Source organism: Microbispora sitophila, assembly GCF_014892245.1.
In the GTDB taxonomy this organism is placed as follows: Bacteria; Actinomycetota; Actinomycetes; order Streptosporangiales; family Streptosporangiaceae; genus Microbispora; species Microbispora siamensis.
This window is the reverse complement of record NZ_JADBGC010000003.1, coordinates 288047-309602: the sequence shown is the minus strand read 5'-3', so window position 1 is coordinate 309602 and position 21556 is coordinate 288047. Positions and strand designations below refer to the sequence as shown.

Sequence of the window (21556 nt, the reverse complement as noted above, 5' to 3'; positions counted from 1 at the left end):
GTAGGCGGTTCCCGTACCAGACACACCCACCTGCAATCGACGGAGCGCCGCGGCACAATCGCATATCTCGTAGGGGAAAACCGCCGCCAAAGGTTCCCCCGATGTTCCGACCACCTCGGCCATCAGGTAGAAAACGGGGTATGGCACAGAGCGGACACCAGGGCAGCCACGCGGGAAGCGCCAAATCTTGGCTCGCCGTCATCACCATCCTCATCGGCTTCACGTTCGGGGGCGTGGCGCTGACCCTCGGCCCGAACTGGCTCTTCGTCTGGATCGGCGTGGGCATCTGCGCCGTCGGCGGGCTGCTCGCGCTCGCGTTCGACATCTTCTCGGACGTGATCGTGGACGCCCCCCGGCAGGTTCCGGTCCAGGAGCACCACTCGCCCTTCGAGCACCGGTCCATCACCTCCTGAGTCCTCCCCGGGCCTGCGCCTCCATGCCCATGCCCGAACCGCCGTAAGCGTTTTGTCGGTCACGGCGTCTAGCATCTCTGGCTGTGACCGACCTGACCGCCGACGAGGCCCGCAGGATCATCCTCCGGGCCCAGGGTTTCCTCGGCGCCACCGCCCGCGGCGGCGGCGTCCCCGCGATGCTGCGGCGCGTCGGCGCCGTCCAGCTCGACACCATCTCCGTCCTCGCCCGCTCCCACGAGCTCGTCGCGTACGCGCGCCTCGGGCCGGTCGGCCGCTCCGTGGTCGAGCGGGCCTACTGGGACGACCCCGCCCGTGCCTTCGAGTACTGGTGCCACGCCGCCTGCATCCTGCCCATCGAGCAGTGGCCGCTGTACGCCTTCCGCCGGCGCGCGTACCGGGACCGGCGCTTTCGCTGGCACGAGGTGCCGCCCGTGGTCGACAAGGTCCTGGAGCAGGTGCGCTCGGACGGCCCGCTCACCACGGCCGACATCGGCGGCGCCAAGAACGGAGGCCCGTGGTGGGACTGGTCGGATACCAAGATCGCCATCGAGTTCCTGCTCGACATCGGTGAGGTCGTCTGCACCCGCCGCGTCGGCTGGCGGCGCGTCTACGAGCTCGCCGAGCGCGCGGTCCCGGCGGACCTGCTCGCCCAGGACCTGTCCGACGACGAGTGCGTGACCCGGCTGACCACGATGGCCGGGCGGTCGCTCGGCGTGGCGACCAGGGCGGACCTGGTCGACTTCACCCGCGTCAAGGGCAGGCACGCCGCCATGCTCGACGAGGCGCTGCTGAGCGGCGCCGCCGGCCTCGTGCCCGTACGCGTGTCGGGCTGGCCCGCGCGGCGCGGCGCGGACCCGGACGGTCCGAACGCCTGGGCGGACCCCGCCGCGCTGGAGAGCGAGCCGCGCGGGCGGCACCGCACCACGCCGCTGTCGCCGTTCGACTCGCTCATCTGGGAGCGGGCGCGGGCCGAGCGCGTGTTCGGCCTCAACCACCGCCTGGAGGCGTACGTCCCGAAGGACAAGCGGGTGCACGGCTACTTCGCGATGCCGGTGCTCGCGGGCGGGCGCATCATCGGGCGGGTCGACCCGGCCCGCGAGGGCGCCACACTGGTCGCCCGGCAGGTCGGATTCGAGCCGGGCGGCGGCCGTGCCAGGGCCGTGGAGGCAATGAGTGACGCCCTGTGGGAGGCCGCGAGCTGGGTCGGCTGCACCGATGTGCGAGTGGAGCGGGTCGGCACGCCGGACCTGGAGGCCCCGCTGCGCGCCGCAGTGACCCGCGGACCCAACTGACCACTCACGGCACCCCAGGGCTCGCGTAGGCGCACCCGCCGAGGCCCGGCGACACGGCGCGCGGGCCTGGGGGTTCGCCGCGACTCAGGTGATCTCGAGCAGCCGTTCGCGCACCGCGTAGACCACGGCCTCCATCCGGGAGTGGAGCTGGAGCTTCTCCAGGATGTTGCGGACGTGGTTCTTCACCGTGTTCTCGGAGATGAACAGATCCTTGGCGATCTCGCGGTTGTTCATGCCCTTGGCGACGAGGCGCAGGACCTCCATCTCCCGGTCGGTCAGGCGGGGGACCGGGAGCTGGGGGGGCCGCTCGGCCTCCTTGCGGCTCATGTTCGCGAACTCGCTGATCAGTTTGGCCGCCATGGCGGGGTTGATGAGCGACTGGCCCTCGTGGACGCCGCGCACGGCGTCGGGCACCTCGTCGATCTGGACGTCCTTGAGCAGGTAACCGGTCGCACCCGCCTTGATCGCCTCGAAGAGGTCCTCCTCCTCGTCGCTGACGGTCAGCATGATGATCCGGGTGCTCGGCACCGACTCCTTGATCTTCCGAGTCGCCCCGATGCCGTCCAGCTTCGGCATGCGGACGTCCATCAGGACCACGTCCGGCATCAGCCGGTCCGCGAGCTCGACGGCCTCCTTGCCGTCGCTCGCCTCGCCTACCACCTCGATGTCCGCCTCCGCGGCCAGCGCGAGCTCAAGGCTGCGGCGGATCAAGGCGTGATCGTCGACGATCAGCACACGAATCGGCTCGCTTCGACCGGCTGCTCGGGCCGCCTCGTCGGGTCGGGTCACGGAACCTCCTTGCGGGGGTCAAGGACGCTGTCGCTCCGCCCGGCGAACCGTGGCGGTCAGCGTGCTGATCGCCATCATGGCACGGTTCCGGAACCGGTGCGGATCTTCATCGAGGCGCTACTACCCCCGGCACCAGGACATACCTGGGCGAACGACACCTGATGCGGCACGCGCCCTTCCTCCTCACGATAGGTGCCCGCACCCCCCGATTCACGCATCCGCTTCGATGCCGCCGTGGGCGTACGAAACGTGGGCCGGGCCCCGCTGAGCGAGGTCCGGCCCACGTAGGGCGAGGTGCGGGAGTGTCTGACAAAGGCTGTCCGTCGCGAGCGTGGATCCAGGTGGATGCATCGCAAGGCGGAGGAGGAGCCCATAGCGGAGCTATGGGCGACGACGACAACGCCGCGAGGCGCCGCCTGGGCCACGCGCAGCAGGACATGTTTTGTCAGACACGACCTAGCTCTCTACGAGCCTGAGGACTCCGTAGTCGTAGCCGCGGCGCCGGTAGACGACGCTCGGCTGGCCCCCTTCCTTGTCGCGGAAGAGGTAGAAGTCGTGACCCACGAGCTCCATTTCCAGGAGCGCCTGGTCGATCGTCATGGGGTCGGCCTTGTGGAACTTCTCGCGTACGATCAGCGGTCCTTCGCCGTCCATCTCGATGGGCACGATGGCCTCGGAACTCTCGGCCCGCCCTCCGGCGGTCTCCGCCGGGATCTCGGCGACCGGCTCCGGCTCCTCCCGGACGGTCGTGATCACCCCCTGCGCGCCCTCCGTCACCGCGGTGAGCTCTGCCATCGAGGGAGGGCAGCTCTTCCCGTGATGGATCTTGCGGCGGTCGGCGAGCCGCCTCAGCCGCTCCTCCAGCTTGCCAATGGCTATGTCCAGCGCCGAGAACCGGTCGTCCGCGCAGGCTTCCGCGCGGATGGCGGGGCCCCGCGAGTGGATCGTCAGCTCCACCCGTTCACGCTGCCCGCTCTGCCGGTGGTTGGGCTCCTTCGAGACCTCTACGTCGATTTGGATGAGCTTGTTGTTGAGCTTCTGGATTCTGGCCAGCTTGGACGTCACTTGATCGCGGAACCGGTCACCCACAGTGGTGTGCCGTCCCTTGACGATGATTTCCACGCAAAGCCCCCCTTCGCACATCGACGGTGGTGCACGCGCTCCTGGACACCCGTCCGGCCGACCTGGTCTTCGTCCCCACATCCGCCTGCTGAGGGGTTCGCAGCTCACTCGCCACTACTGCCCTTCTCCTCTTACGGGGGACATCTGGACCCCCGGGAGGGCAGGACTTACCTCTAAGCCGCACCGTGATCGGTCGACCAAGAGTCGCCTTACGTGGGCCGTTTCGCCTGCGGCTGGCATCGGCTAGCCAGGCCGAACCCCACGAGGGGGGAATCGGCCCGGCGCAACCACGGACCCGAACGGGTGCCATGTCTGAACGCTAGTCGCTACCGCCTCGAATGTCAGCCAGGAGATCGGCTAAACGATCACTTTGCGTGATCCGGGTTGCCGTCTCCCCGTCGGAAAATTCGTGGTCATATTCTGGGAATCCCCGCAACCGCGGCGTCCACACCTGCATTGAGCAGGGAAGTCGCCCCGAAGTAGACAGGGAGCCGCTCCCCGGCGGGAAGTCTCTAACTTGCCCCAGTCTTTACTGTGAGTGATATTCACCAATCGGGCGTCTCCGGCGTGTCGCGGCGATGGTCACCGCCGCGGACGGCTCCGCGCCGGCGGCGCGCAGCGCCCTTGCCGCCTCCGCCAGCGTCGTCCCCGTCGTGACGACGTCGTCCACCAGGACCACGGCGACGGCCCCGGGACCGCGGCCAGAGGGCCGTAGCCGCGCCACCGGGCCCGGGGCGGTCTCGAACGCCCCGGACAGGTTGACGGCCCGCTCCGCCGATCCCAGCCCCGCCTGGTCGGCGACGCGCCGGCCCTGCCGCAGCAGGGGCGCGAGGGCGGCAGGCCGGCCTCGCCGGCGCAGCTCGCGGGCCGCCGCCGCGGCGACGGCGCGGACGGGGTCGTGTCCCCGGCGGCGGGAGGCGGCCCGGGCGCTCGGAACCGGCACCAGCCACACCTCCCGGTACGCCCCCCTGCCCGCCGCCCACGCGGCCACGCAGGCGCTGACGGAAGCCGCCAGGACCGGCACGAGGGCCGTACGGCCGCGTTCCTTGCAGGCGAGGATCATCCGGCGGGCCGCGCCGTCGTAGGCGGTGGCCGACCAGCAGTCGGGCAGGCCCGGAGGCGGCGGGTCAGGTGGGCGGGGAGCCGGTTCCCGCAGCAACTCGGCCGTACAGGACGGGCAGGCCGGAGCGCCCGGCGCGCCGCATCCGGCGCAGCGAGGCGGGAGGATCAGATCGAGCAGGGCGGGCGGCACGCCCTCAGGATGCCGCCCGCCACCGACAGTTCACTCCGGTCACTCCGGCCGGCTCAGCCGAGGGGGTAGACGGGGTTGGTGGCACCGTTGTCGGCGCGCGGGGTCCAGGCGTGCTTGTCCACGCTGTAGGTGAGCACCTGGCCCTCGTCGGCCGCCGCGAGGACGTGGTCGGGGACGGCCGCGATCGACTTGATCTTCGAGTCGAGCTTGATGGGGCCGTCGTTGGGGACCACGCCCTCCATCACCGACCAGGTGGCGAGCTCCTGGCCGCTGCTCCCTTCGGACAGCACGAGCAGATCGGCGGCGTCCTGCCAGGCGATGTCCTTGATCTTCCGCGCGTCGCGCGGCTCGATGAGCGACCGTACGGACTCGATCCGCGTCTGCTGGCCGTTGCGGACGATCGTGCCGATCTTCACGGAGGTGCCGAGGCCGTCGTCGACGATCGCGGCGATCCGGGCTCCGTCGCGGGAGACCCGCAGCTCGATGATCCGCCCGTAGGACAGCTCGTCGTCGATGTCCACGCGGCGGGCCCGGCCGTTCTCGGCCGTCCAGACCCGGCTCTCGTGCGGGTTCACCCTCTCGGCCGACCAGACGGCCCCGTAGCGGTCCCAGGAGGGCGGGCTCATGTCCCCGCCCGCGATCCACCGCTGCCACTGGCTGTTCGGGGTCATGGGGGCGACGTAGACGCCGTCGCCGTTGACCAGGGCGGCCACGAGGGGCGGGAACTGGTTGGTGTTGGAGACGGCCGGCTGGGAGAACTTCCCGGCCTGCTCGCCGGCCGCGCCCGGCACCGGCGTGCCGTCGCCCTTCTCCTTGAACTGCAGCAGCCTGCCGCCCTGCATGTAGTACGCCTGCAGGGAGCCGGTCAGCACGTTCGGGTCGTATCGGGCGTAGTCGGCGGGCCGGAACCGCATCCCGGACTCGCCGTTCACGCGGATCTCGACGGTCCGGCCGGTGACCAGTTCGCCGAGCGTCCACACGAGCTGCGCCTTCAGCGCGTCGAGGCGGTCGGTGGGCACCGACTCCAGCTCCGAGGAGAAGTCGAGCACGACCGTGTCGCCCTCGACGGTGATCCGGTTGAGCTCGGTGCCCGGCGGGAACGCGCTGCTCACCGCGTTCCTGATGGACGAGGTCGGCCCGGCGAGCAGGCGGCGGACCAGCGTCTCGGGCACGCCCCTGCTGGGTTCGATCGGCACCCACACCCGGTCGGCCACGAGGCCGATCTCCCCGGTGGCGGGCGGGTAGTAGAGGTCCACTTTCCGGTACGCACGCCACAGGTCGTCGTACGACAGCAGGCGGGCGTCGGGCGGCACGTCGATCCGCCACTCGCCGTTCTGCTTGACCAGCGTGAACGGCTCGACGAGGTTGCCGGCTGCCGGGGTGGACCTGCCCTCCGCGTCGATCGTGGCGACCGCTGTGCCCTTCAGCGTCACCGTCGTCCGCGTGGCCTCCTGGAGGTTCTGCGCGCGGTCCGACTCGATCTTGCCCTCGTAGATGCGGGTCAGCCGCCACGGGTTCCAGTGCTTGGCCGCGCCCGGGGTGAGGTACTCCCGGGCGATGGCGAGCCCGGGGTCGTCGAAGGCCCCCATGGCGGCCTGGAAGCCCTTCACGATGTCCTCGGGCGGGGCGCCCTTCTTGGGCGGGGTCGCGATGAGCCGCACGTACGGCTGGCTGAGCGTGTCCTTGCCGTGGTCCTCCTGGGCGGCACGGGGGCTGCCGCTCGTGGGCACGGTGGCGCACCCGGCCCCGCCGGAGACCAGGACGAGCGCCGCGCCCGCGGCGGCGGTGAGACGGCGGGCGCCGAGCCGCTCACTCCGCATCGAAGGCCCCCGCATCCACGTTCTCCCGCACCCTCGGCGCCGTCTCCGCCGGCGCCGGGGTCAGGACCGGTGTGGCATGGCCGCGCCACGTGCGCCGCATCTCGACCTCCGGCGGCACGAGCGGCAGCGGCGACCCGCGCAGCGGGGCCCCCGCCACGCGCGGCAGCGACAGGCGGAACTGGCTGCCCTCCCCCGGCGCGCCCCACGCCTGGAGCCAGCCGCCGTGCAGCATGGCGTCCTCCCGCGAGATCGCCAGGCCGAGCCCGGTGCCGCCGATGGTCCGGGCGCGCGAGGGGTCGGCCCGCCAGAAGCGGTCGAACACCATCGTCTCCTCGCCCGGCTTGAGGCCGACCCCGTGGTCGCGTACGGCCACGGCCACCGCGTCGCGGTCGGCGCCGAGCGTGACGACGATGTCCTTGCCCTCGCCGTGCTCGATGGCGTTGAAGAGCAGGTTGCGCAGGATGCGCTCGACCCTGCGGCTGTCCACCTCGGCCATGCACGGCTCGTTGGGCAGGCGCAGCTCGAACCGGGTGGCCTGCCGCTCGGCGAGCGTCTCGGAGTCGCCCACCGCGCGCAGGACCACGTCGCGCATGTCGACGGGCTCCAGGTCGAGGGTGGCCGCCCCCGCGTCGTAGCGGCTGATCTCCAGCAGGTCGGCGAGCATCGACTCGAAGCGTTCGAGCTGGTTCTGCATGAGCTCGGCGGCCCGCGCGGAGGCGGGGTCGAAGTCCTCGCGGCCCTCGTACAGCAGGTCGGCGGCCATGCGGACGGTCGTCAACGGTGTGCGCAGCTCGTGGGAGACGTCGGAGACGAACTGCCGCTGCACCTGGGAGAGCTCCTCCAGCTGGTGGATCTTCACGGCGAGGTTGGACGCCATCTCGTTGAACGAGGTCGCCAGCCGGGCGAGGTCGTCCTCCCCGCGCACCTTGAGCCGCTCCTCCAGCCGGCCGGCGGCGAGCCGTTCCGCCGCCTGGCGCGCGAGCCGTACGGGGGTGACCACCTGCCGGGTGACCAGCGAGGCGACGCCGGCCAGCAGCAGCACGAGCGCGGCTCCCGCGCCGAAGACCATCTGCTGGACCGTGAGCAGTGTCTTCTCCTCGTCGCCGAGCGGGAAGACGTGGTAGATCTCGTAGGTTCCGTTCACCCGGGCGCCGACCACCCAGGCGCTCTCGGGCTGCTTCGCGCCGATGTACCGGATCTTCACGGTCTGGACCCAGAGCGACTGCTCCTCGCTGCTCTGGACCTTCGTGCGCAGCAGGGCCGGGACGCTCGACCAGTCGACCTGACCGGACGCCCGGCCCTCACCGACCGAGCCCTCGTTGAAGATGACGACGTCGTAGCGGCCGCCGGAGCGGTCGGTCAGCGCCTTGGCCGCCGCGTCGACGGGGTTCACCGTCTGCCCCTGGGCGGTGGCGTCCTGAGAGATGTCGGCCGAGTCCGCGGGCTGCGTGAGGTAGCCGCTCGCGGTCGCGATGTTCGCCCGCGACTCCTCGACCGCGGACACCTCGGTGCTGGTCAGCACCGAGGCGACGATCGACTGCATCAGGAAGACGCCGAGGACGACCACGACGGCCATCGAAAGCACCAGCGTGCTGGTGACGACGCGAAGCTGGAGCGAGCGCCGCCAGGCGTGCCGCAGCCGGCCCGCGAGGCGGCGCGCGCGCCTGCGGACCCCGCGGGCGATCTGGCCTGGGGTCCGGCGACGGCGTTTCCTCGCGGAGACCGGCATGACGGTGACGTGCGGCTTACGCCGGGCCGGCCTTGTAGCCCACGCCCCGGACCGTGACGACGATCTCCGGGTGCTCGGGGTCCTTCTCGATCTTCGCGCGCAGGCGCTGGACGTGCACGTTCACCAGGCGGGTGTCGGCGGCGTGCCGGTAGCCCCAGACCTGCTCGAGCAGCACCTCGCGGGTGAAGACCTGGCGGGGCTTGCGGGCCAGCGCGACCAGCAGGTCGAACTCCAGCGGCGTGAGGTTGATGGTCTCCTCGCCACGCTTGACCGAGTGGCCGGCCACGTCGATGGTGATGTCGCCGATCTGCAGGATCTCGGGCGTGGGCTCGTCGGTGCGGCGCAGGCGGGCGCGCACGCGGGCGACGAGTTCCTTGGGCTTGAACGGCTTGACGATGTAGTCGTCCGCGCCGGACTCCAGGCCGAGCACCACGTCGATGGTGTCGCTCTTGGCCGTGAGCATCACGATCGGGACCCCGGACTCGGCGCGGATGCGGCGGCAGACGTCGATGCCGTCGGCACCGGGGAGCATCAGGTCGAGCAGGACGAGGTCCGGCCGGGTGTCCCTGAAGGCGTCGAGCGCCTTGTCGCCATCGGACACGAACGACGGCTCAAAGCCCTCCCCGCGCAAGACGATGCCGAGCATCTCGGCGAGAGCGGCGTCGTCGTCGACGACCAGCACGCGTCCTTTCATGGCCCCTCATTCGTACGCGTATGGGAGATTTGGGCGTTTGTCACAGTTTCCCCCGCAGGCTACCGTGGCCACCGCTTTGGTGTTACACGACCACGACAGAGGATGGAGTTTAGGCGCAGCGGACGAAGCGCGCGATTATCTGACCAGATGCGGTCACACCGGCGGGAATCCCGTGGTGCGGTCACGTTCCAAGTGTGCGCCCGCACCCCCTGTTTCGGCCATCCCCCAAGAGCCCTCCGCCCGAGAGCCTTGCACGAGCCTCTGTACGGCCGCGCGGCACGCGCGTACATCATGCCAGGATTGGGACATGACAGACGGCCCCGGCTCCACCCCCGACATGCCCTCCGGCTGGGCGGCCGAGCAACCTCCCCCGTACGGCGGGGCCGCCGGGGCGGCCGGGCCCTCCTGGGCCTCTCCCGGCGCCGGCGCGCCGCAGGGCGCGAACCCGTCCGCCCCGCACCCGTCCACTCCGTACTCGTCCGCCCCGCACCCGCCCACTCCGTACGCGCCCTACACGGGCGGGCAGTACGGGTACCGGGCGCCGGACGCGCCGCGGCCGGGCATCATCCCGCTGCGCCCGTTGACGCTCGGCGACATCCTCGACGGCACGATCAAGCTGATCCGGTCGAACCCCAAGGCCACGCTCGGCCTGTCGGCGATCGTGGCGGCGGTGACCGGAATCCCGGCCGCGATCGGGCAGGCCATCTCCTTCGGCTCGATCGGCGACCTCCTGGCCGACCCGTACGCCACCGACGCCGCGGACGTGTCCATCGCCGGAGACGCCTCACAGCTCATCGGTGCGATCGTCACCTACGTCATGACGTTCGTCGGCACCACGATCCTCACGGGCGTCCTCACCCGGGTGCTCGGCCGCGCGGTGTTCGGCGGGCGCATCACGGTGGGCGAGGCGTGGCGGCTCGCGCGGTCGCGGCTGCCCGCGCTGTTCGGGCTGGTGCTGCTGCAGGCGCTCATCCTCCTGCTGCCGCTGCTGGCGCTCGTCGCGGTGCTCGTGAGCCTCGCGGCGGCCAACGCGTTCGACGGCACGGGGAACACCGGCACGGGGGTGGCGGTGCTCGTCGTCCTGCTGTTCTTCGTGGCCTACGTCCCTTATCTGCTGTTCTTCTACACGCGCCTGTCGCTGTCGGCCCCCGCCATCGTGCTGGAGGGCCGCGGAGTCACCGACGCCATGAGCCGGTCGTGGCGGCTGGTGAAGGGCGACAGCTGGCGGGTGCTCGGCATCCTGCTGCTCACCGCCATACTCGCGGCCATCATCAGCAGCGTGCTGGCGATCCCGTTCACGTTCGGCGGCTCGCTCGTCGGGATGCTGAGCGGCGGCACCGCCGCCGGGACCACGATCGCGGCGCTCCTCCTGGCGGTCGGCCAGGTCATCGCGTCCATGATCACGTATCCCTTCCAGGCGGGCGTGGCCGGGCTGCTGTACGCCGACAGGCGGATGCGGGCCGAGGCGTTCGACCTCGTGCTGCAGACGGCGGCGGCGCAGAACCAGTCGCAGGGCTGGGTCCACTCCGGGGTCGACGACCTGTGGCACCCGAGCTACGCCGCCGGGACGGGGCCGGGCTCCGGGCCGTACCACGGGGCTCCGCCGTACGGGCCGTACGGGCCGCAGGCGTGACGACCGTGCGGGCGGCGGCGCTGCTCGCCTCGCCGGTCGACGTCGGCCGCGACCAGGCCGCGCGGGAGGCCGCACGCGAGCTGTCCGGGGCGGCCTACCAGCACGAGCCGCTGTTCGACCGGCTGCAGCGGGAGATCTCCCAGTTCCTCGGCGATTTCATGAACGGCGGCGGGATGGGCGGGGGCGGCGTGACGTCGCTCGTCGTGATCGCCGTCGTCCTCGCCGTCCTGGCCGTGCTGCTCCTGTGGGCCCTGCGCCGTTTCTCCGGCGGCCGGCGTACGGAGAGCGGCGCCGTTTTCGGGCAGCGTGAGCGGACGGCCGCCGAGCATCGCGCCGAGGCCGAACGCCTGGCGGCCGAGGGCGGCTGGGCGGGGGCCATCCAGGAGCGGCTGCGCGCGATCGCCCGCGAACTGGAGGAACGCGCGATCGTCAGCCCGATGCCGGGCCGTACCGCCGTGGAACTGGCCGAGGTCGCCGGCCAGGCGCTGCCGCCCCACGCGGCGGACCTGCGCGCGGCGGCACGCCTGTTCGACGACGTGACCTACGGCGGGGCGGGCGGCACCCGGGAGGGCTACCTGACGCTCACCGCCCTGGACGAGCGCCTGCGGTCGGCCCGCGCGGGCGTGACCGCATGACCGCCGCGAGCGCCCCGGCGAAAGCCCGTAGCCGAGGGCGGCAGACGGCCTGGGTCGCATTGCTGGTGGTGCTCGTGCTGGCCACGGCGGTGCTGCCGATGCTGCTGACGGGGGGACAGTCCGGCGGCCGCACCCTCGATCCCGCCGACACCTCGCTGAACGGCAGCGCCGCACTCGCCCGGCTGCTGGAGGCGCACGGGGTGGAGGTGACCCGAGTGGAGACCCCCGGCGCGGCGGTGGCCGCCGCCGGGCCGCAGACCCTGCTGCTGGTCACCGAGGCGAGCTTCCTGAACCGCGACGCCGCCCGCCGCATCGCGGAGGCCCCCGGTGACCGGCTCGTCGCGGGCTCCGTGCCGTACCTCGACGTGCTCGCCTCCGGCGTACGCAGGAAGGGCCCTGTGCGCACCCGGTCGCGGGCCCCGGAGTGCACGTTACGAGAGGCGGTGCGAGCGGGCGACGCCTACACCGGCGGCATGTCCTTCGCCGGGCCACGGGGGGCCACGGGCTGCTATCCGGCCGGCGACGGGCACGCCCTGGTCCGCTACACCGCGGACGGGCACACCGTGACCGTGCTGGGCGACGCGTCGTTCATGACCAACCTGCGCCTCGCGGAGGACGGCAACGCGGCGCTCGCGCTGAACCTGGCCGGGGCGCGGCAGAAACTCGTCTGGCTCGCCGAGCCCGACGACCAGGACGAGACAGGCGGTCCCGGCGGTGGGACGGACGGGCAGGCCCGCTCGCTCGGCGACCTCATCCCCGGCGGCGTGAAGTGGGCGGTCATCCAGCTCCTCGTCGCGGTGGCCCTGGCCGCCCTGTGGCGCGGACGCAGGCTCGGGCCCGTCGTGGTCGAGCGCCTGCCCGTGGTCGTGCGGGCCGCGGAGACCGTGGAGGGGCGCGGACGCCTGTACCGCTCCCGCCGGGCCAGGGACCGGGCCGCCCTCGCGCTGCGGGCCGCCGCGGCCGACCGGCTCGCCCCCCGCCTCGGACTGCCCCGCACCGCGACCGCGGAGGAGGTCGCCGTCGCCGCGGCCGCGCGCACCGGCCGCGACCCGGAGCCGGTTTTGACGCTGCTGTGCGGCCCGCCGCCCGGTGACGACACCGCGCTGGTGACCCTCGCCGCCCACCTGGACACACTCGAAAGGCAGGTACGAGATTCGTGACCACACCTGAATCGGACGCGGACGCCGCCCGCGAGGCGCTCGCGGCGCTGCGGGCGGAGGTGGCCAAGGCGGTCGTGGGCCAGGACCCGGTCGTCACCGGGCTGGTCATCGCGCTGCTGTGCCGGGGTCACGTGCTGCTCGAGGGCGTGCCCGGCGTGGCCAAGACCCTGCTCGTACGCACGCTGTCGGCCACGCTCGCGCTGGACTTCAAGCGGGTGCAGTTCACCCCCGACCTGATGCCGGGCGACGTCACCGGGTCGCTGGTCTACGACGCCAGGACGGCGGAGTTCGAGTTCCGCGAGGGGCCGGTCTTCACCAACCTGCTGCTCGCCGACGAGATCAACCGCACGCCGCCGAAGACGCAGGCCGCCCTGCTGGAGGCGATGGAGGAACGACAGGTCAGCGTCGAGGGAGCGGCCCGCCCGCTACCGGACCCCTTCATCGTCGTGGCGACGCAGAACCCCGTCGAGTACGAGGGCACCTACCAGCTGCCCGAGGCGCAGCTCGACCGGTTCCTGCTCAAGCTGACCGTGCCGCTGCCGCCGCGCGAGCAGGAGATCGCCGTCCTCGAACGGCACGCGCTCGGCTTCGACCCGCGCGACCTGACGGAGATCAAATCCGTGGCGTCCGCGGCCGACCTCGCGGCGGGACGCCGGGCGGTCGCGCAGGTCCACGCGGGCGCCGAGGTGCTCGGCTACATCGTGGACGTCGCACGGGCCACCCGGCAGTCGCCCTCGCTCCAGCTCGGCGTCTCGCCCCGCGGGGCCACCGCGCTGCTGGCCGCCGCGCGGGCGTGGGCGTGGCTGTCGGGACGGTCGTACGTGACACCGGACGACGTGAAGGCCCTGGCGCGGCCCGCCCTGCGCCACCGGGTGGGGCTGCGCCCGGAGGCCGAACTGGAGGGCGCCACCCCCGACGGCATCCTGGAGGGCATCCTGTCCGCCGTCCCCGTTCCCCGGTGAGGGCCGCGTGGCGCTGACCGGACGCGCGGCACTGCTCGCCGCCCTCGCCGCGATCGTCGTGCTCCTCGCCCCCGAGCCCGGCCTGGTCGTGCTGGCCGCCGTGCTCGTGCTCGCCATGCTCGTGGCGGCCGACCTGCTGCTCGCGGGCGGTGTGCGCGGGCTGCGGTTCCAGCGCGACGGCGAACGGCGGGTGCGGCTCGGGCAGTCGGCGGCGATCGGCCTCGTCGTGGACAACCCGGGCCCGCGGCGGGTCCGGGGCGTGCTTCGCGACGCCTGGCAGCCCTCGGCCGGGGCCGCCGCGCGGCGGGTGACGCTCGACGTGCCGGCCCGCGAGCGACGGCGCCTGGTCACGACGCTGACGCCCACCCGCAGGGGCGACCGGGAGGCCGTCGCCGTGACCGTCCGCTCGGTCGGGCCGCTGGGCCTGGCGGCGCGGCAGCGGACGTTCCACGTGCCGTGGACCGTCCGGGTGCTGCCGCCGTTCCTCAGCCGCAGGCACCTGCCGGCGCGGCTGGCCCGGCTGCGCGAGCTCGACGGACGGCACCCCGCGCTGGTGCGCGGCCAGGGCACCGAGTTCGACTCGCTGCGCGAGTACGTCGTGGGCGACGACGTCCGCTCGATCGACTGGCGGGCGAGCGCCCGGCGCAGCGACGTCGTCGTGCGCACCTGGCGGCCGGAGCGCGACCGCCGCGTGCTGATCGTGCTCGACACGGGCCGCACCTCGGCGGGCCGGGTCGGCGTGGCCCCGGTCGGTGTGGCACAGGTCGGCGGTGACCGGCTCTCCGGCTGGCCGCGGCTGGACTGGTCGATGGACGCCGCGCTGCTGCTGGCCGCGCTCGCCGCGCGGGCCGGCGATCGCGTGGACTTCCTCGCCTACGACCGGGCCGTACGGGCCCAGGTGTCCGGCGCGTCGCGGACGGAACTGCTGTCGTCGCTGGTGGACGCGATGGCGCCGATCGAGGCGGAGCTGGTCGAGGCCGACGCCGCCGGGATGGTGGCGGCCGTGCTGTCCAGGGCAAGGCGGCGCTGCCTGGTGGTGCTGCTGACCGATTTGAACGCCACGGCCATGGAGGAGGGCCTGCTGCCCGTGCTGCCCGGACTGTCGTCCCGGCACATGGTCCTGGTGGCCTCGGTCGCCGATCCGCGGGTGGCCGGCATGGCGGCCGGGCGCGGCACCGCCGAGGCCGTCTACGACGCCGCGGCGGCCGAGCGGCTGCGCGGCGAGCGACGCGAGATCACCGCGGTGCTGCGCCGCCACGGCGTGGAGGTCGTGGACGCCCTGCCCGAGGACGTCGCCCCGGCGCTCGCCGACACATATCTCGCTCTGAAGGCCGCCGGCCGGCTCTGAGTCTTACGCGGTGGTCTCAGGCGGTCGGGGCGAGGTCGGGGGCGTGCTCGATGTCCCCCGACTCGTTCGCGCGTTCCGCCCGGCGGCCGAAGACGATCACGTACGCGAGGAAGAGCGCCTCCGCGAGCGCCCCGATCGAGATGCGCGCCCAGGTCGGCAGGCCCGACGGGGTGACCCCCGCCTCGATGAGCCCGGAGACGAGCAGCACCACGACCAGGCCGAGCGCGACGCTCATCACGGCCCTGCCCTGCTCGGCCAGCGCCTCCGCGCGCCGCCTCGGCCCGGGGTCGACGACGGTCCAGCCGAGGCGCAGCCCGGCGCCCGCCGCCAGGAAGACCGCGGTCAGCTCCAGCATGCCGTGCGGCAGGATCAGGCCCCAGAACACGTCCGCCTTGCCGTGCGAGTGCATCAGGCCGCCCATGAGCCCGACGTTGGCCGCGTTCTGCCACAGGATCCAGGGGATGGGCAGGCCGAGCAGGATCGCGGAGACCACGACCTGCATGGACAGCCAGGCGTTGTTCAGCCACACGTGGCCGGCGAACGACGCCGCCGGGTTCTCCGAGTAGTAGTCGGCGAAATCGTGCTCGACGATCTGGCGGATGTCCTCGGGTGTGCCGATGAGGCTCTGCACTGCGGGGTCGCGCGCCACCCACACGCCCACGACGTACGCGACCACGAGTGAGGCCACCGTGGCGCCGACCCACCACCGGCGCGCCCGGTAGGCCACCACCGGGAACGACACCGTGAAGAACCGGGCGACCTCCCGCCAGGCCGGGCTGTGGGCGCCGGTGACGGCCGCGCGCGCCCTCGCCACCAGCGACGACAGGCGTCCGACGAGAAGGGCGTCGGACGACCCCGACCGCACGATGGACAGGTGGGTCGCCGCCCGCTGGTAGAGCTCGACCAGCTCGTCGACCTCCGCGCCGCGCAGCCTGCGCTGCCGCCGCACGAGGTCGTCCAGCCGGTCCCAGGACGGCTTGCTCGCGGCGACGAACGCATCGATGTCCACGGATCGGACCCTATCGGCGGCACACAGTAGGGTGCGCAGTGTGTCCGAAGTCGTGACCGGCGAGGCGGTCGTCGTAGAGGTTCGCGTCGCCCAGCTCCCCAGCCGCGCCCTGGCCTTCCTCATCGACTGGGCCGTCCAGTGGGCCGTGATCATCCTGGCCGTCGTGCTGGTCGCGCAGGCGTCCCTGGTGACCGACGAGTCGCTGGCCACCGGGCTGCTCATCCTGTTCGTCGTGCTGGTCACGGTGGGCTATCCGGTCGCGTTCGAGACGATCACCAGGGGCCGTTCGCTGGGCAAGCTCGCCCTCGGCCTGCGCGTGGTGAGCGACGACGGCGGGCCGGAGCGCTTCCGGCAGGCGCTGTTTCGCGGGCTCGCCGGGTTCCTGGAGTTCTGGACGTTCTTCGGCGCCCCCGCGCTCATCACGTCGCTCCTCAACCAGCGCGGCAAGCGCCTCGGGGACGTGTTCGCCGGGACGACCGTCATCGGGGAGCGTTCGCCGCAGCAGGCCCCGCCGCCGGAGATGCCTCCGCCGCTCGCGTCGTGGGCCGCGACGCTGGAGCTGTCCGGGCTGTCCGACGACCTGGCCAACACCGCCCGGCAGTACCTGTCCCGGTGGCACCAGCTCAGCCCGCGGATGCGCGAGGAGATGGGGCTGCGCGTGGCCGGGCAGATCAGCGCGCAGGTGGCGCCGCCGCCCCCGCCCGGCGTTCCGCCGTACGCCTATCTGGCCGCCGTGCTGGCCGAACGCAGGCGCCGTGAGGAGATGCGGCTCGCCCGGGCCCGTTCCACGCCCCCGCCGTACGGCCCGCAGGGGTACGGCGTGCAGGGGTACGGCGCGCAGGGGCACCGCCTGCCGGCGCCGCCCGCGCCGCCTCCGCCGAGGGAGGCGGGACCGCCGCGCGGAGAGGCTCCGACGACATCGGGAGGATTTGTTCCTCCGGTTTAGGTGTAGAGCCCGATTTGCGGGGCACCTGTGGTCATTGCAGGTCATGGGGCATACCTGCAGTGGGGTTGAGGCGGGCATCGCCGGTGCGTTGAGGGAGAGGCCGCACCGGAGATGCCCGCCTCCTCGCATCACTCGCCGGACGGGTCACTCAGGCTTTCAGTGGCCGCCAGGCACACCCTCGCCGTGCTCACGGTACGAGCCCTGGCTCTGCACGTTGAGGATGTCCATCTTCACGCTGTTAGCCTGGTTCGTACGCGAGTCGTTGATCTTCAGGACGTCGAGTCCCAAGTTGAAGTCGCTGCCGTAGATGTAGCCGTTGTAGTAGTAGGCCGACCAGAAGCCGCCGCTCAGCGGCTGCGACCACGGGCCGCGCTCGAAGTAGCCGATCTCCTGCGGGTGGGCCGAGTCGGTGAAGTCCCAGATCGAGACGCCGCCCTGGTACCACGCCTGCACCATGATGTCGCGGCCCTTGACCGGGATCAGCGAGCCGTTGTGCGCGACGCAGTTCTCGGTGTCCGCCTGATAGCGACCGATCTTGAAGTAGCTCTTGAAGGTGAGCTTGTTGCCGGGGGCGATGTCGTAGATGGCGTCGGCGCCGCGGTTCGGGCCGATCGCCTCGTTGCAGGTGGCCCGGGAGCCGCCGCCGAGCTCGTCGGTGAAGACCACCTTGGTGCCGTCGTTGTTGAACGTCGCCGAGTGCCAGAAGGCGAAGTTCTCGTCGTCGCGGACGACGTCGAGAACCTTCGGGTGCTCCGGATCACGGATGTCCATCAGGATGCCGTCGCCCATGCACGCGCCGGCCGCCAGGCCCTTCTCGGGGTAGGCGGTGATGTCGTGGCAGCCCTCCGTCGCCGACGTGCGGTACGGGTACTGCTTGCCCGGCTCGCCGGGGTTGCCGCCGTCCGGGAACAGCACCGGCGTCGCGACGACGGACGCCGCGGTGGGGTTCTTGAGCGGCACCTTGACGATCGAGATCAGGTCGTGCGGCGGCTGGCAGTCGGGGAAGGTCGCCAGCGGTGCGTAGGAGGAGACGTAGACGTAGACGTTCTCACCGGTCTTGTCCGGCACGAGCGTGTGGGTGTGGGACCCGCAGTTCGTCTCCACCGACTTGATGTACTTCGGGTTCGACTTGTCGCTGACGTCGAAGATGCGAAGGCCCTCCCACGACGCCTTTTCGGACGCCGGCTGAGCCGTGCTGGAGCACGAGTCGTTGTTGCGGGAGGAGTCGACGGAGCCGATCAGCAGGTCGCCGTAGACGGACATGTCCATCTGTGAGCCGGGGCACACGACGGAGCTGACCACCTGTGGCTTCTGCGGGTGCTTGATGTCGAAGATCGTGAAGCCGCCGTAGTTGCCGACGTAGGCGTAGTCGCCCTGGAAGGCGATGTCGGTGTTGATCGTGCCGGCCAGGGCGGCCGGGGTGGGCACGTTCGCGACGTGCGTGACGTTCGCGCTCATCGCGATCTCGCCCGGGGCCAGCACGTCGGCGGCCTGTGCGGGGCCCGCGGACAGAGCCAGGACGACCGCCGCTCCTGCCACGGCCAGCGCACGACCGCTGCGGCGTAAGGTGAACAACTCGCTGTCCTCCTCATATAAAGGGGAGATAAATGATCAGATCGTCACCTTTGACATTGACGCCCCGCTAGTTGTCAGTCTGTCAAGAAAACTGGCACATATCGCCCTTTGACCTATTACTCCTGCCGGGTTAGCGTCGTGATCTCTATACGCTCCGTGACAGGGAGGCAGGGTGCGGGTCGCACAGGGAAACAGGGTGCGGGTGGCACTCGTCCTCATGACCGGTGCCGCGTTCCTCCTGACCGCCTGCTCCGAGGACGTACGCGGGAGTGCTCCCGTCTCGACCGCCCCCGTGATCGCGCCTGGCCGGCCGGGTGAGGAGGCCAGGACCCTCAGCCCCGCCGAGGCCGCCACCGCGGTCCCCTCCCCCACGATCAACGCGGCCGACGTGCGGTACGTCCAGGACATGATCGTCCATCACCGGCAGGCGCTGGACATGGCGGCCCTGGCGCCCTCACGGGCCTCCTCCGCCAAGCTGAAGGCGCTCGCGGCCCGCATCCATGACGTGCAGGAGCCGGAGATCCGGGGCATGACGACCTGGCTGGAGCAGGAGCGCCTCCCTCGGCCCGACCACCACGCGGACCACCAGGACATGCCGGGCATGGCCACCCCGGAGCAGATGACCGCGCTCAGGGCGGCGTCCGGCGCCGAGTTCGACAGCCTGTTCCTCCAGATGATGGTCGCCCACCACGAGGGCGCGATCACGATGGCCACCCGGGTGCTCACCGAGGGCTCCCACCTCACCGTCGAGCAGTGGGCCACGGACGTGATCGCCGAGCAGACCGCCGAGATCCGGCGGATGCGCGAGATGCAGGGGACCTGATCTTCCCCGCGCTTACCTCACCGGTAATCGACGCACTACGCCTCGGTCCGCGAGGGTTGCGGCATGAGGAGCGACACCTATGACGTCGTGGAAGAGTTGCTGCGCCGGATGGCGGAGGGTGATCACGACCGTACCGCGGAACTGTTCGCCGAGCCCGTCGACTGGCGGCTCTCCTGGCCCGCCGAGGGGCATCCGGCGGTTCCCTGGATCCGGCCTCGGTCCAGCCGGGCCGAGGTGGCAGACCATTTCCGGTCACTGGAGGCCCACCATGTGCCAGAACGGAACGGCACGTCGGTGACGTGGATCCTGGTCGACGGGACGCACGCCGTCGTGCTCGGAGAGATCGCGCAGACGGTCCGGGCCGGGGGCACCGCCTACGCCTCGCCTTTCGCGCTGCACCTCACCGTCGAAGACGGGCTCGTCACCCGCTACCACATCTACGAGGACAGCCTCACTGTCGCGCGAGCTCTCGGTACCTGACGGCAGGGCTCAGGCGAGCCGATACCCCACGCCCGGTGTCGTCGTGATGACCGGTGGCTCGCCGAGCTTGCGGCGCAGCCGCCCCATCGTCACCGTCACCGTGTTGGTGAACGGATCCGCGTTCTCGTCCCAGACCCGCTCCAGCAGAGCCTCCGTGCTGAGGAAGCCGGGACTCGCCCGCATCAGCGCCTGCAGCAGGGCGAACTCCTTCACGGAAAGGTTCAGTTGCCGGCCGTCGCGCACCGCGGTCCGGCGCACCGGGTCCAGCTCGATCCCGGCGGCGCGCAGGGTCGGCGGATGCGCGTCCGGCTTGCGGCGGGCCAGGGCCTGGATACGCAGGATCAGCTCCGGGAAGTGGAACGGCTTGGCGAGGTAGTCGTCCGCGCCGAGGGTCAGACCACTGACGCGGTCGTCGGGTGTCCCGGCCGCGGTCAGCATCAGCACCATCGGGCGGTCCGGCCGGTCGACGATCATCTGGCACAGCGTGTCGCCGTGCAGGCCGGGCAGGTCGCGGTCCAGGACCACCACGTCGTACGCCGTGAGGTCGAGCTTGGCGGCTGCGGACAGCCCGTCGTAACTGATGTCGACGGCCATCCCCTGATCGCGCAGGCCCTCGGCGACGACCTCGGCGAGCGACCGCGCGTCCTCGACGACCAGGATCCTCACGACCGCACCTCGGCCGGGACCGGGACGTACGGCAGCGCGATCGACACTCGCAGGCCGCCCTCCGGCCGGGCGAGCAGTTCGAGCCGCCCGCCGTGAGCCGCCGCGATCGCCGCCACGATGGACAGCCCGAGGCCGGAGCCGTTCTCGGATCCGGTTCGGTCCACGCCGAGCCGCTCGAAGGGCTGGGCGAGGCGGTCCACGTCCCGCTGGTCGAGGACGCGTCCGCCGGTCTGCACGACGAGCCGGACCTCGGTGCCCTCCCGGAAGGTCTCGACGCGAATCCAGCCGTCCTCCTCGTTGTGCACCACGGCGTTGTCGACCACGTTCCCCACCATCCGGGAGAGCAGGGCGGCATCGCCCCGGATGGGCATGCCGTCCCGCAGATCCTCGGTCACGCTCAGCCGTCTCGCCGCGATCCCGGCGCTGCGGTCACTCACCGCCTGCGCGACCAATCGGGCCACGTCGACCTCGGCAGCGCCGGCCAGCGCGCCGTGCCGCGCCCGGGCCAGCACGAGGAAGCCGTCGAGCAGCTGATCCACTCGGTCCAGCTGCGTACGGAGTCGGTCGCCCAAAGCGAGCGTCTGCGGCGCCACGCCGGGCTTGGCCACCGCGACGTCCACCGACGCCCGCATGGTCGCCAACGGGGTCCGCAACTCGTGCGACGCGTTGGCGACGAACCGGCGCTGGGCGGCGAAAGACGCCTCCAGCCGCCCCAACAGGCCGTCGATGGTGTCGGCCAGGTCCTTCACCTCGTCCGCCGGCCCGCTGACGCCGAGCCGCTGGTCCAGGTTGTCGGCGGAGATGCGCCGGGTCGCCTCGGTGATCACCCGCAGTGGGCGCAGCACCCGGCGGGCGAGCACCCGGCCGACCAGCACGGAGACGACCGCCATCACCGTCAGCGCGAGCAGGGATCCGACCAGCAGCTGCCGGGAGTGCTGCGCGTTCACCTCGGCCAGTTGCTCCTGCAGATGGCGAACCTGCTGGTGCATCTCGCCCAGCCTGCCGCCTGCGGGCGGTTGCCGGCCGGCGGGGGCGCTGGCCCCTCCCCCGCCGGCGAGCAGGAAGGTGAGGGCCAGCAGCCCGATCCCGGACATGAGGAACACTCCGGTGTACAAGATCGTGAACCGGAGTCCCACGCTCCCGTCGCGCAGCCTGATCACGTCTCCAGGATGCCCGGCCGGACCTAACAACGGCGTGACAGAGGCGGT

General features: G+C 71.9%; 20 protein-coding genes. 10 read left to right on the top strand and 10 right to left on the bottom strand.

Annotation, left to right across the window (positions count from 1 at the left end):
• The first annotated feature begins 140 nt into the window (after window positions 1-140).
• Both IL992_RS07320 and IL992_RS07315 read left to right on the top strand, forming a co-directional pair.
• Window positions 141-413 carry an HGxxPAAW family protein gene (locus tag IL992_RS07320; protein ID WP_193202535.1) on the top strand — a complete coding sequence of 91 codons (273 nt, stop codon included), beginning with the start codon at window positions 141-143 and terminating at the stop codon, window positions 411-413.
• Window positions 414-496: 83 nt separating this feature from the next.
• A complete protein-coding gene (locus IL992_RS07315; RefSeq protein WP_319018402.1) occupies window positions 497-1705 on the top strand; it encodes a winged helix-turn-helix domain-containing protein in 1209 nt (402 codons plus the stop codon).
• Between the two features lie 84 nt (window positions 1706-1789).
• Here IL992_RS07315 and IL992_RS07310 read toward each other — a convergent pair whose 3' ends face one another.
• The 6 genes from IL992_RS07310 to mtrA all read right to left on the bottom strand — a co-directional run bounded on the left by IL992_RS07310 (window position 1790) and on the right by mtrA (window position 9111).
• Window positions 1790-2494 (bottom strand): response regulator, encoded by a 705-nt coding sequence (locus IL992_RS07310; RefSeq protein ID WP_193202534.1) that lies wholly within the window; start codon window positions 2492-2494, stop codon window positions 1790-1792.
• A gap of 456 nt (window positions 2495-2950) precedes the next feature.
• Window positions 2951-3616, bottom strand: a complete 666-nt coding sequence (gene hpf, locus IL992_RS07305) for a ribosome hibernation-promoting factor, HPF/YfiA family (protein ID WP_193202533.1) — start codon at window positions 3614-3616, stop codon at window positions 2951-2953.
• A 529-nt stretch (window positions 3617-4145) separates the two neighbouring features.
• On the bottom strand, window positions 4146-4868 hold the full coding sequence (locus IL992_RS07300; RefSeq protein WP_193202532.1) for a ComF family protein: 723 nt from the start codon (window positions 4866-4868) through the stop codon (window positions 4146-4148).
• 53 nt (window positions 4869-4921) lie between these two features.
• Window positions 4922-6703, bottom strand: a complete 1782-nt coding sequence (locus tag IL992_RS07295) for an LpqB family beta-propeller domain-containing protein (protein ID WP_193202531.1) — start codon at window positions 6701-6703, stop codon at window positions 4922-4924.
• Complete coding sequence (gene mtrB / locus IL992_RS07290) at window positions 6678-8417, bottom strand: MtrAB system histidine kinase MtrB (RefSeq protein WP_193202530.1); 1740 nt, start codon at window positions 8415-8417, stop codon at window positions 6678-6680. Before mtrB ends, IL992_RS07295 begins: the two co-directional genes overlap by 26 nt.
• Before the next feature lie 16 nt (window positions 8418-8433).
• On the bottom strand, window positions 8434-9111 hold the full coding sequence (mtrA, locus tag IL992_RS07285; protein ID WP_030509347.1) for an MtrAB system response regulator MtrA: 678 nt from the start codon (window positions 9109-9111) through the stop codon (window positions 8434-8436).
• A 307-nt stretch (window positions 9112-9418) separates the two neighbouring features.
• Here mtrA and IL992_RS07280 point away from each other — a divergent pair, with 307 nt between their 5' ends.
• Genes IL992_RS07280 through IL992_RS07260 form a run of 5 tightly spaced genes read left to right on the top strand, consistent with a single transcriptional unit; the run spans window position 9419 to window position 14849 of the window.
• Window positions 9419-10744 (top strand): DUF7847 domain-containing protein, encoded by a 1326-nt coding sequence (locus IL992_RS07280; protein ID WP_193202529.1) that lies wholly within the window; start codon window positions 9419-9421, stop codon window positions 10742-10744.
• Window positions 10741-11379, top strand: coding sequence for a DUF4129 domain-containing protein (locus tag IL992_RS07275; protein WP_319018401.1), 639 nt, complete (start codon window positions 10741-10743; stop codon window positions 11377-11379). The genes IL992_RS07280 and IL992_RS07275 overlap by 4 nt, the downstream gene beginning before the upstream one ends.
• The gene (locus tag IL992_RS07270) at window positions 11376-12539 is read left to right on the top strand and encodes a DUF4350 domain-containing protein (protein ID WP_193202528.1); all 1164 of its coding nucleotides are present in this window, start codon (window positions 11376-11378) and stop codon (window positions 12537-12539) included. The genes IL992_RS07275 and IL992_RS07270 overlap by 4 nt, the downstream gene beginning before the upstream one ends.
• On the top strand, window positions 12536-13501 hold the full coding sequence (locus IL992_RS07265; protein ID WP_193202527.1) for an AAA family ATPase: 966 nt from the start codon (window positions 12536-12538) through the stop codon (window positions 13499-13501). Before IL992_RS07270 ends, IL992_RS07265 begins: the two co-directional genes overlap by 4 nt.
• A 7-nt stretch (window positions 13502-13508) precedes the next feature.
• Entirely contained in the window at window positions 13509-14849 is a 1341-nt protein-coding gene (locus IL992_RS07260; protein ID WP_193202526.1) for a DUF58 domain-containing protein, read from the top strand.
• A 16-nt stretch (window positions 14850-14865) separates the two neighbouring features.
• Here IL992_RS07260 and IL992_RS07255 read toward each other — a convergent pair whose 3' ends face one another.
• Complete coding sequence (locus IL992_RS07255; RefSeq protein ID WP_193202525.1) at window positions 14866-15858, bottom strand: stage II sporulation protein M; 993 nt, start codon at window positions 15856-15858, stop codon at window positions 14866-14868.
• A gap of 40 nt (window positions 15859-15898) precedes the next feature.
• On the opposite strand from IL992_RS07255, the gene IL992_RS07250 reads away from it, so the two are divergent.
• The gene (locus tag IL992_RS07250) at window positions 15899-16804 is read left to right on the top strand and encodes an RDD family protein (protein ID WP_319018400.1); all 906 of its coding nucleotides are present in this window, start codon (window positions 15899-15901) and stop codon (window positions 16802-16804) included.
• Window positions 16805-16960: 156 nt separating this feature from the next.
• Here IL992_RS07250 and IL992_RS07245 read toward each other — a convergent pair whose 3' ends face one another.
• Window positions 16961-18379, bottom strand: a complete 1419-nt coding sequence (locus IL992_RS07245) for an LVIVD repeat-containing protein (protein WP_193202523.1) — start codon at window positions 18377-18379, stop codon at window positions 16961-16963.
• A gap of 172 nt (window positions 18380-18551) precedes the next feature.
• On the opposite strand from IL992_RS07245, the gene IL992_RS07240 reads away from it, so the two are divergent.
• Together IL992_RS07240 and IL992_RS07235 are read left to right on the top strand one after the other, a co-directional pair.
• Window positions 18552-19202 carry a DUF305 domain-containing protein gene (locus IL992_RS07240; protein ID WP_319018399.1) on the top strand — a complete coding sequence of 217 codons (651 nt, stop codon included), beginning with the start codon at window positions 18552-18554 and terminating at the stop codon, window positions 19200-19202.
• 63 nt (window positions 19203-19265) lie between these two features.
• Window positions 19266-19682 (top strand): nuclear transport factor 2 family protein, encoded by a 417-nt coding sequence (locus tag IL992_RS07235; protein ID WP_193202522.1) that lies wholly within the window; start codon window positions 19266-19268, stop codon window positions 19680-19682.
• Between the two features lie 9 nt (window positions 19683-19691).
• Here the strand turns inward: IL992_RS07235 and IL992_RS07230 are convergent, their stop codons facing one another.
• On the bottom strand, window positions 19692-20348 hold the full coding sequence (locus IL992_RS07230; protein WP_193202521.1) for a response regulator transcription factor: 657 nt from the start codon (window positions 20346-20348) through the stop codon (window positions 19692-19694).
• A complete protein-coding gene (locus tag IL992_RS07225; protein ID WP_319018398.1) occupies window positions 20345-21508 on the bottom strand; it encodes a sensor histidine kinase in 1164 nt (387 codons plus the stop codon). The genes IL992_RS07230 and IL992_RS07225 overlap by 4 nt, the downstream gene beginning before the upstream one ends.
• Window positions 21509-21556 lie beyond the last annotated feature (48 nt).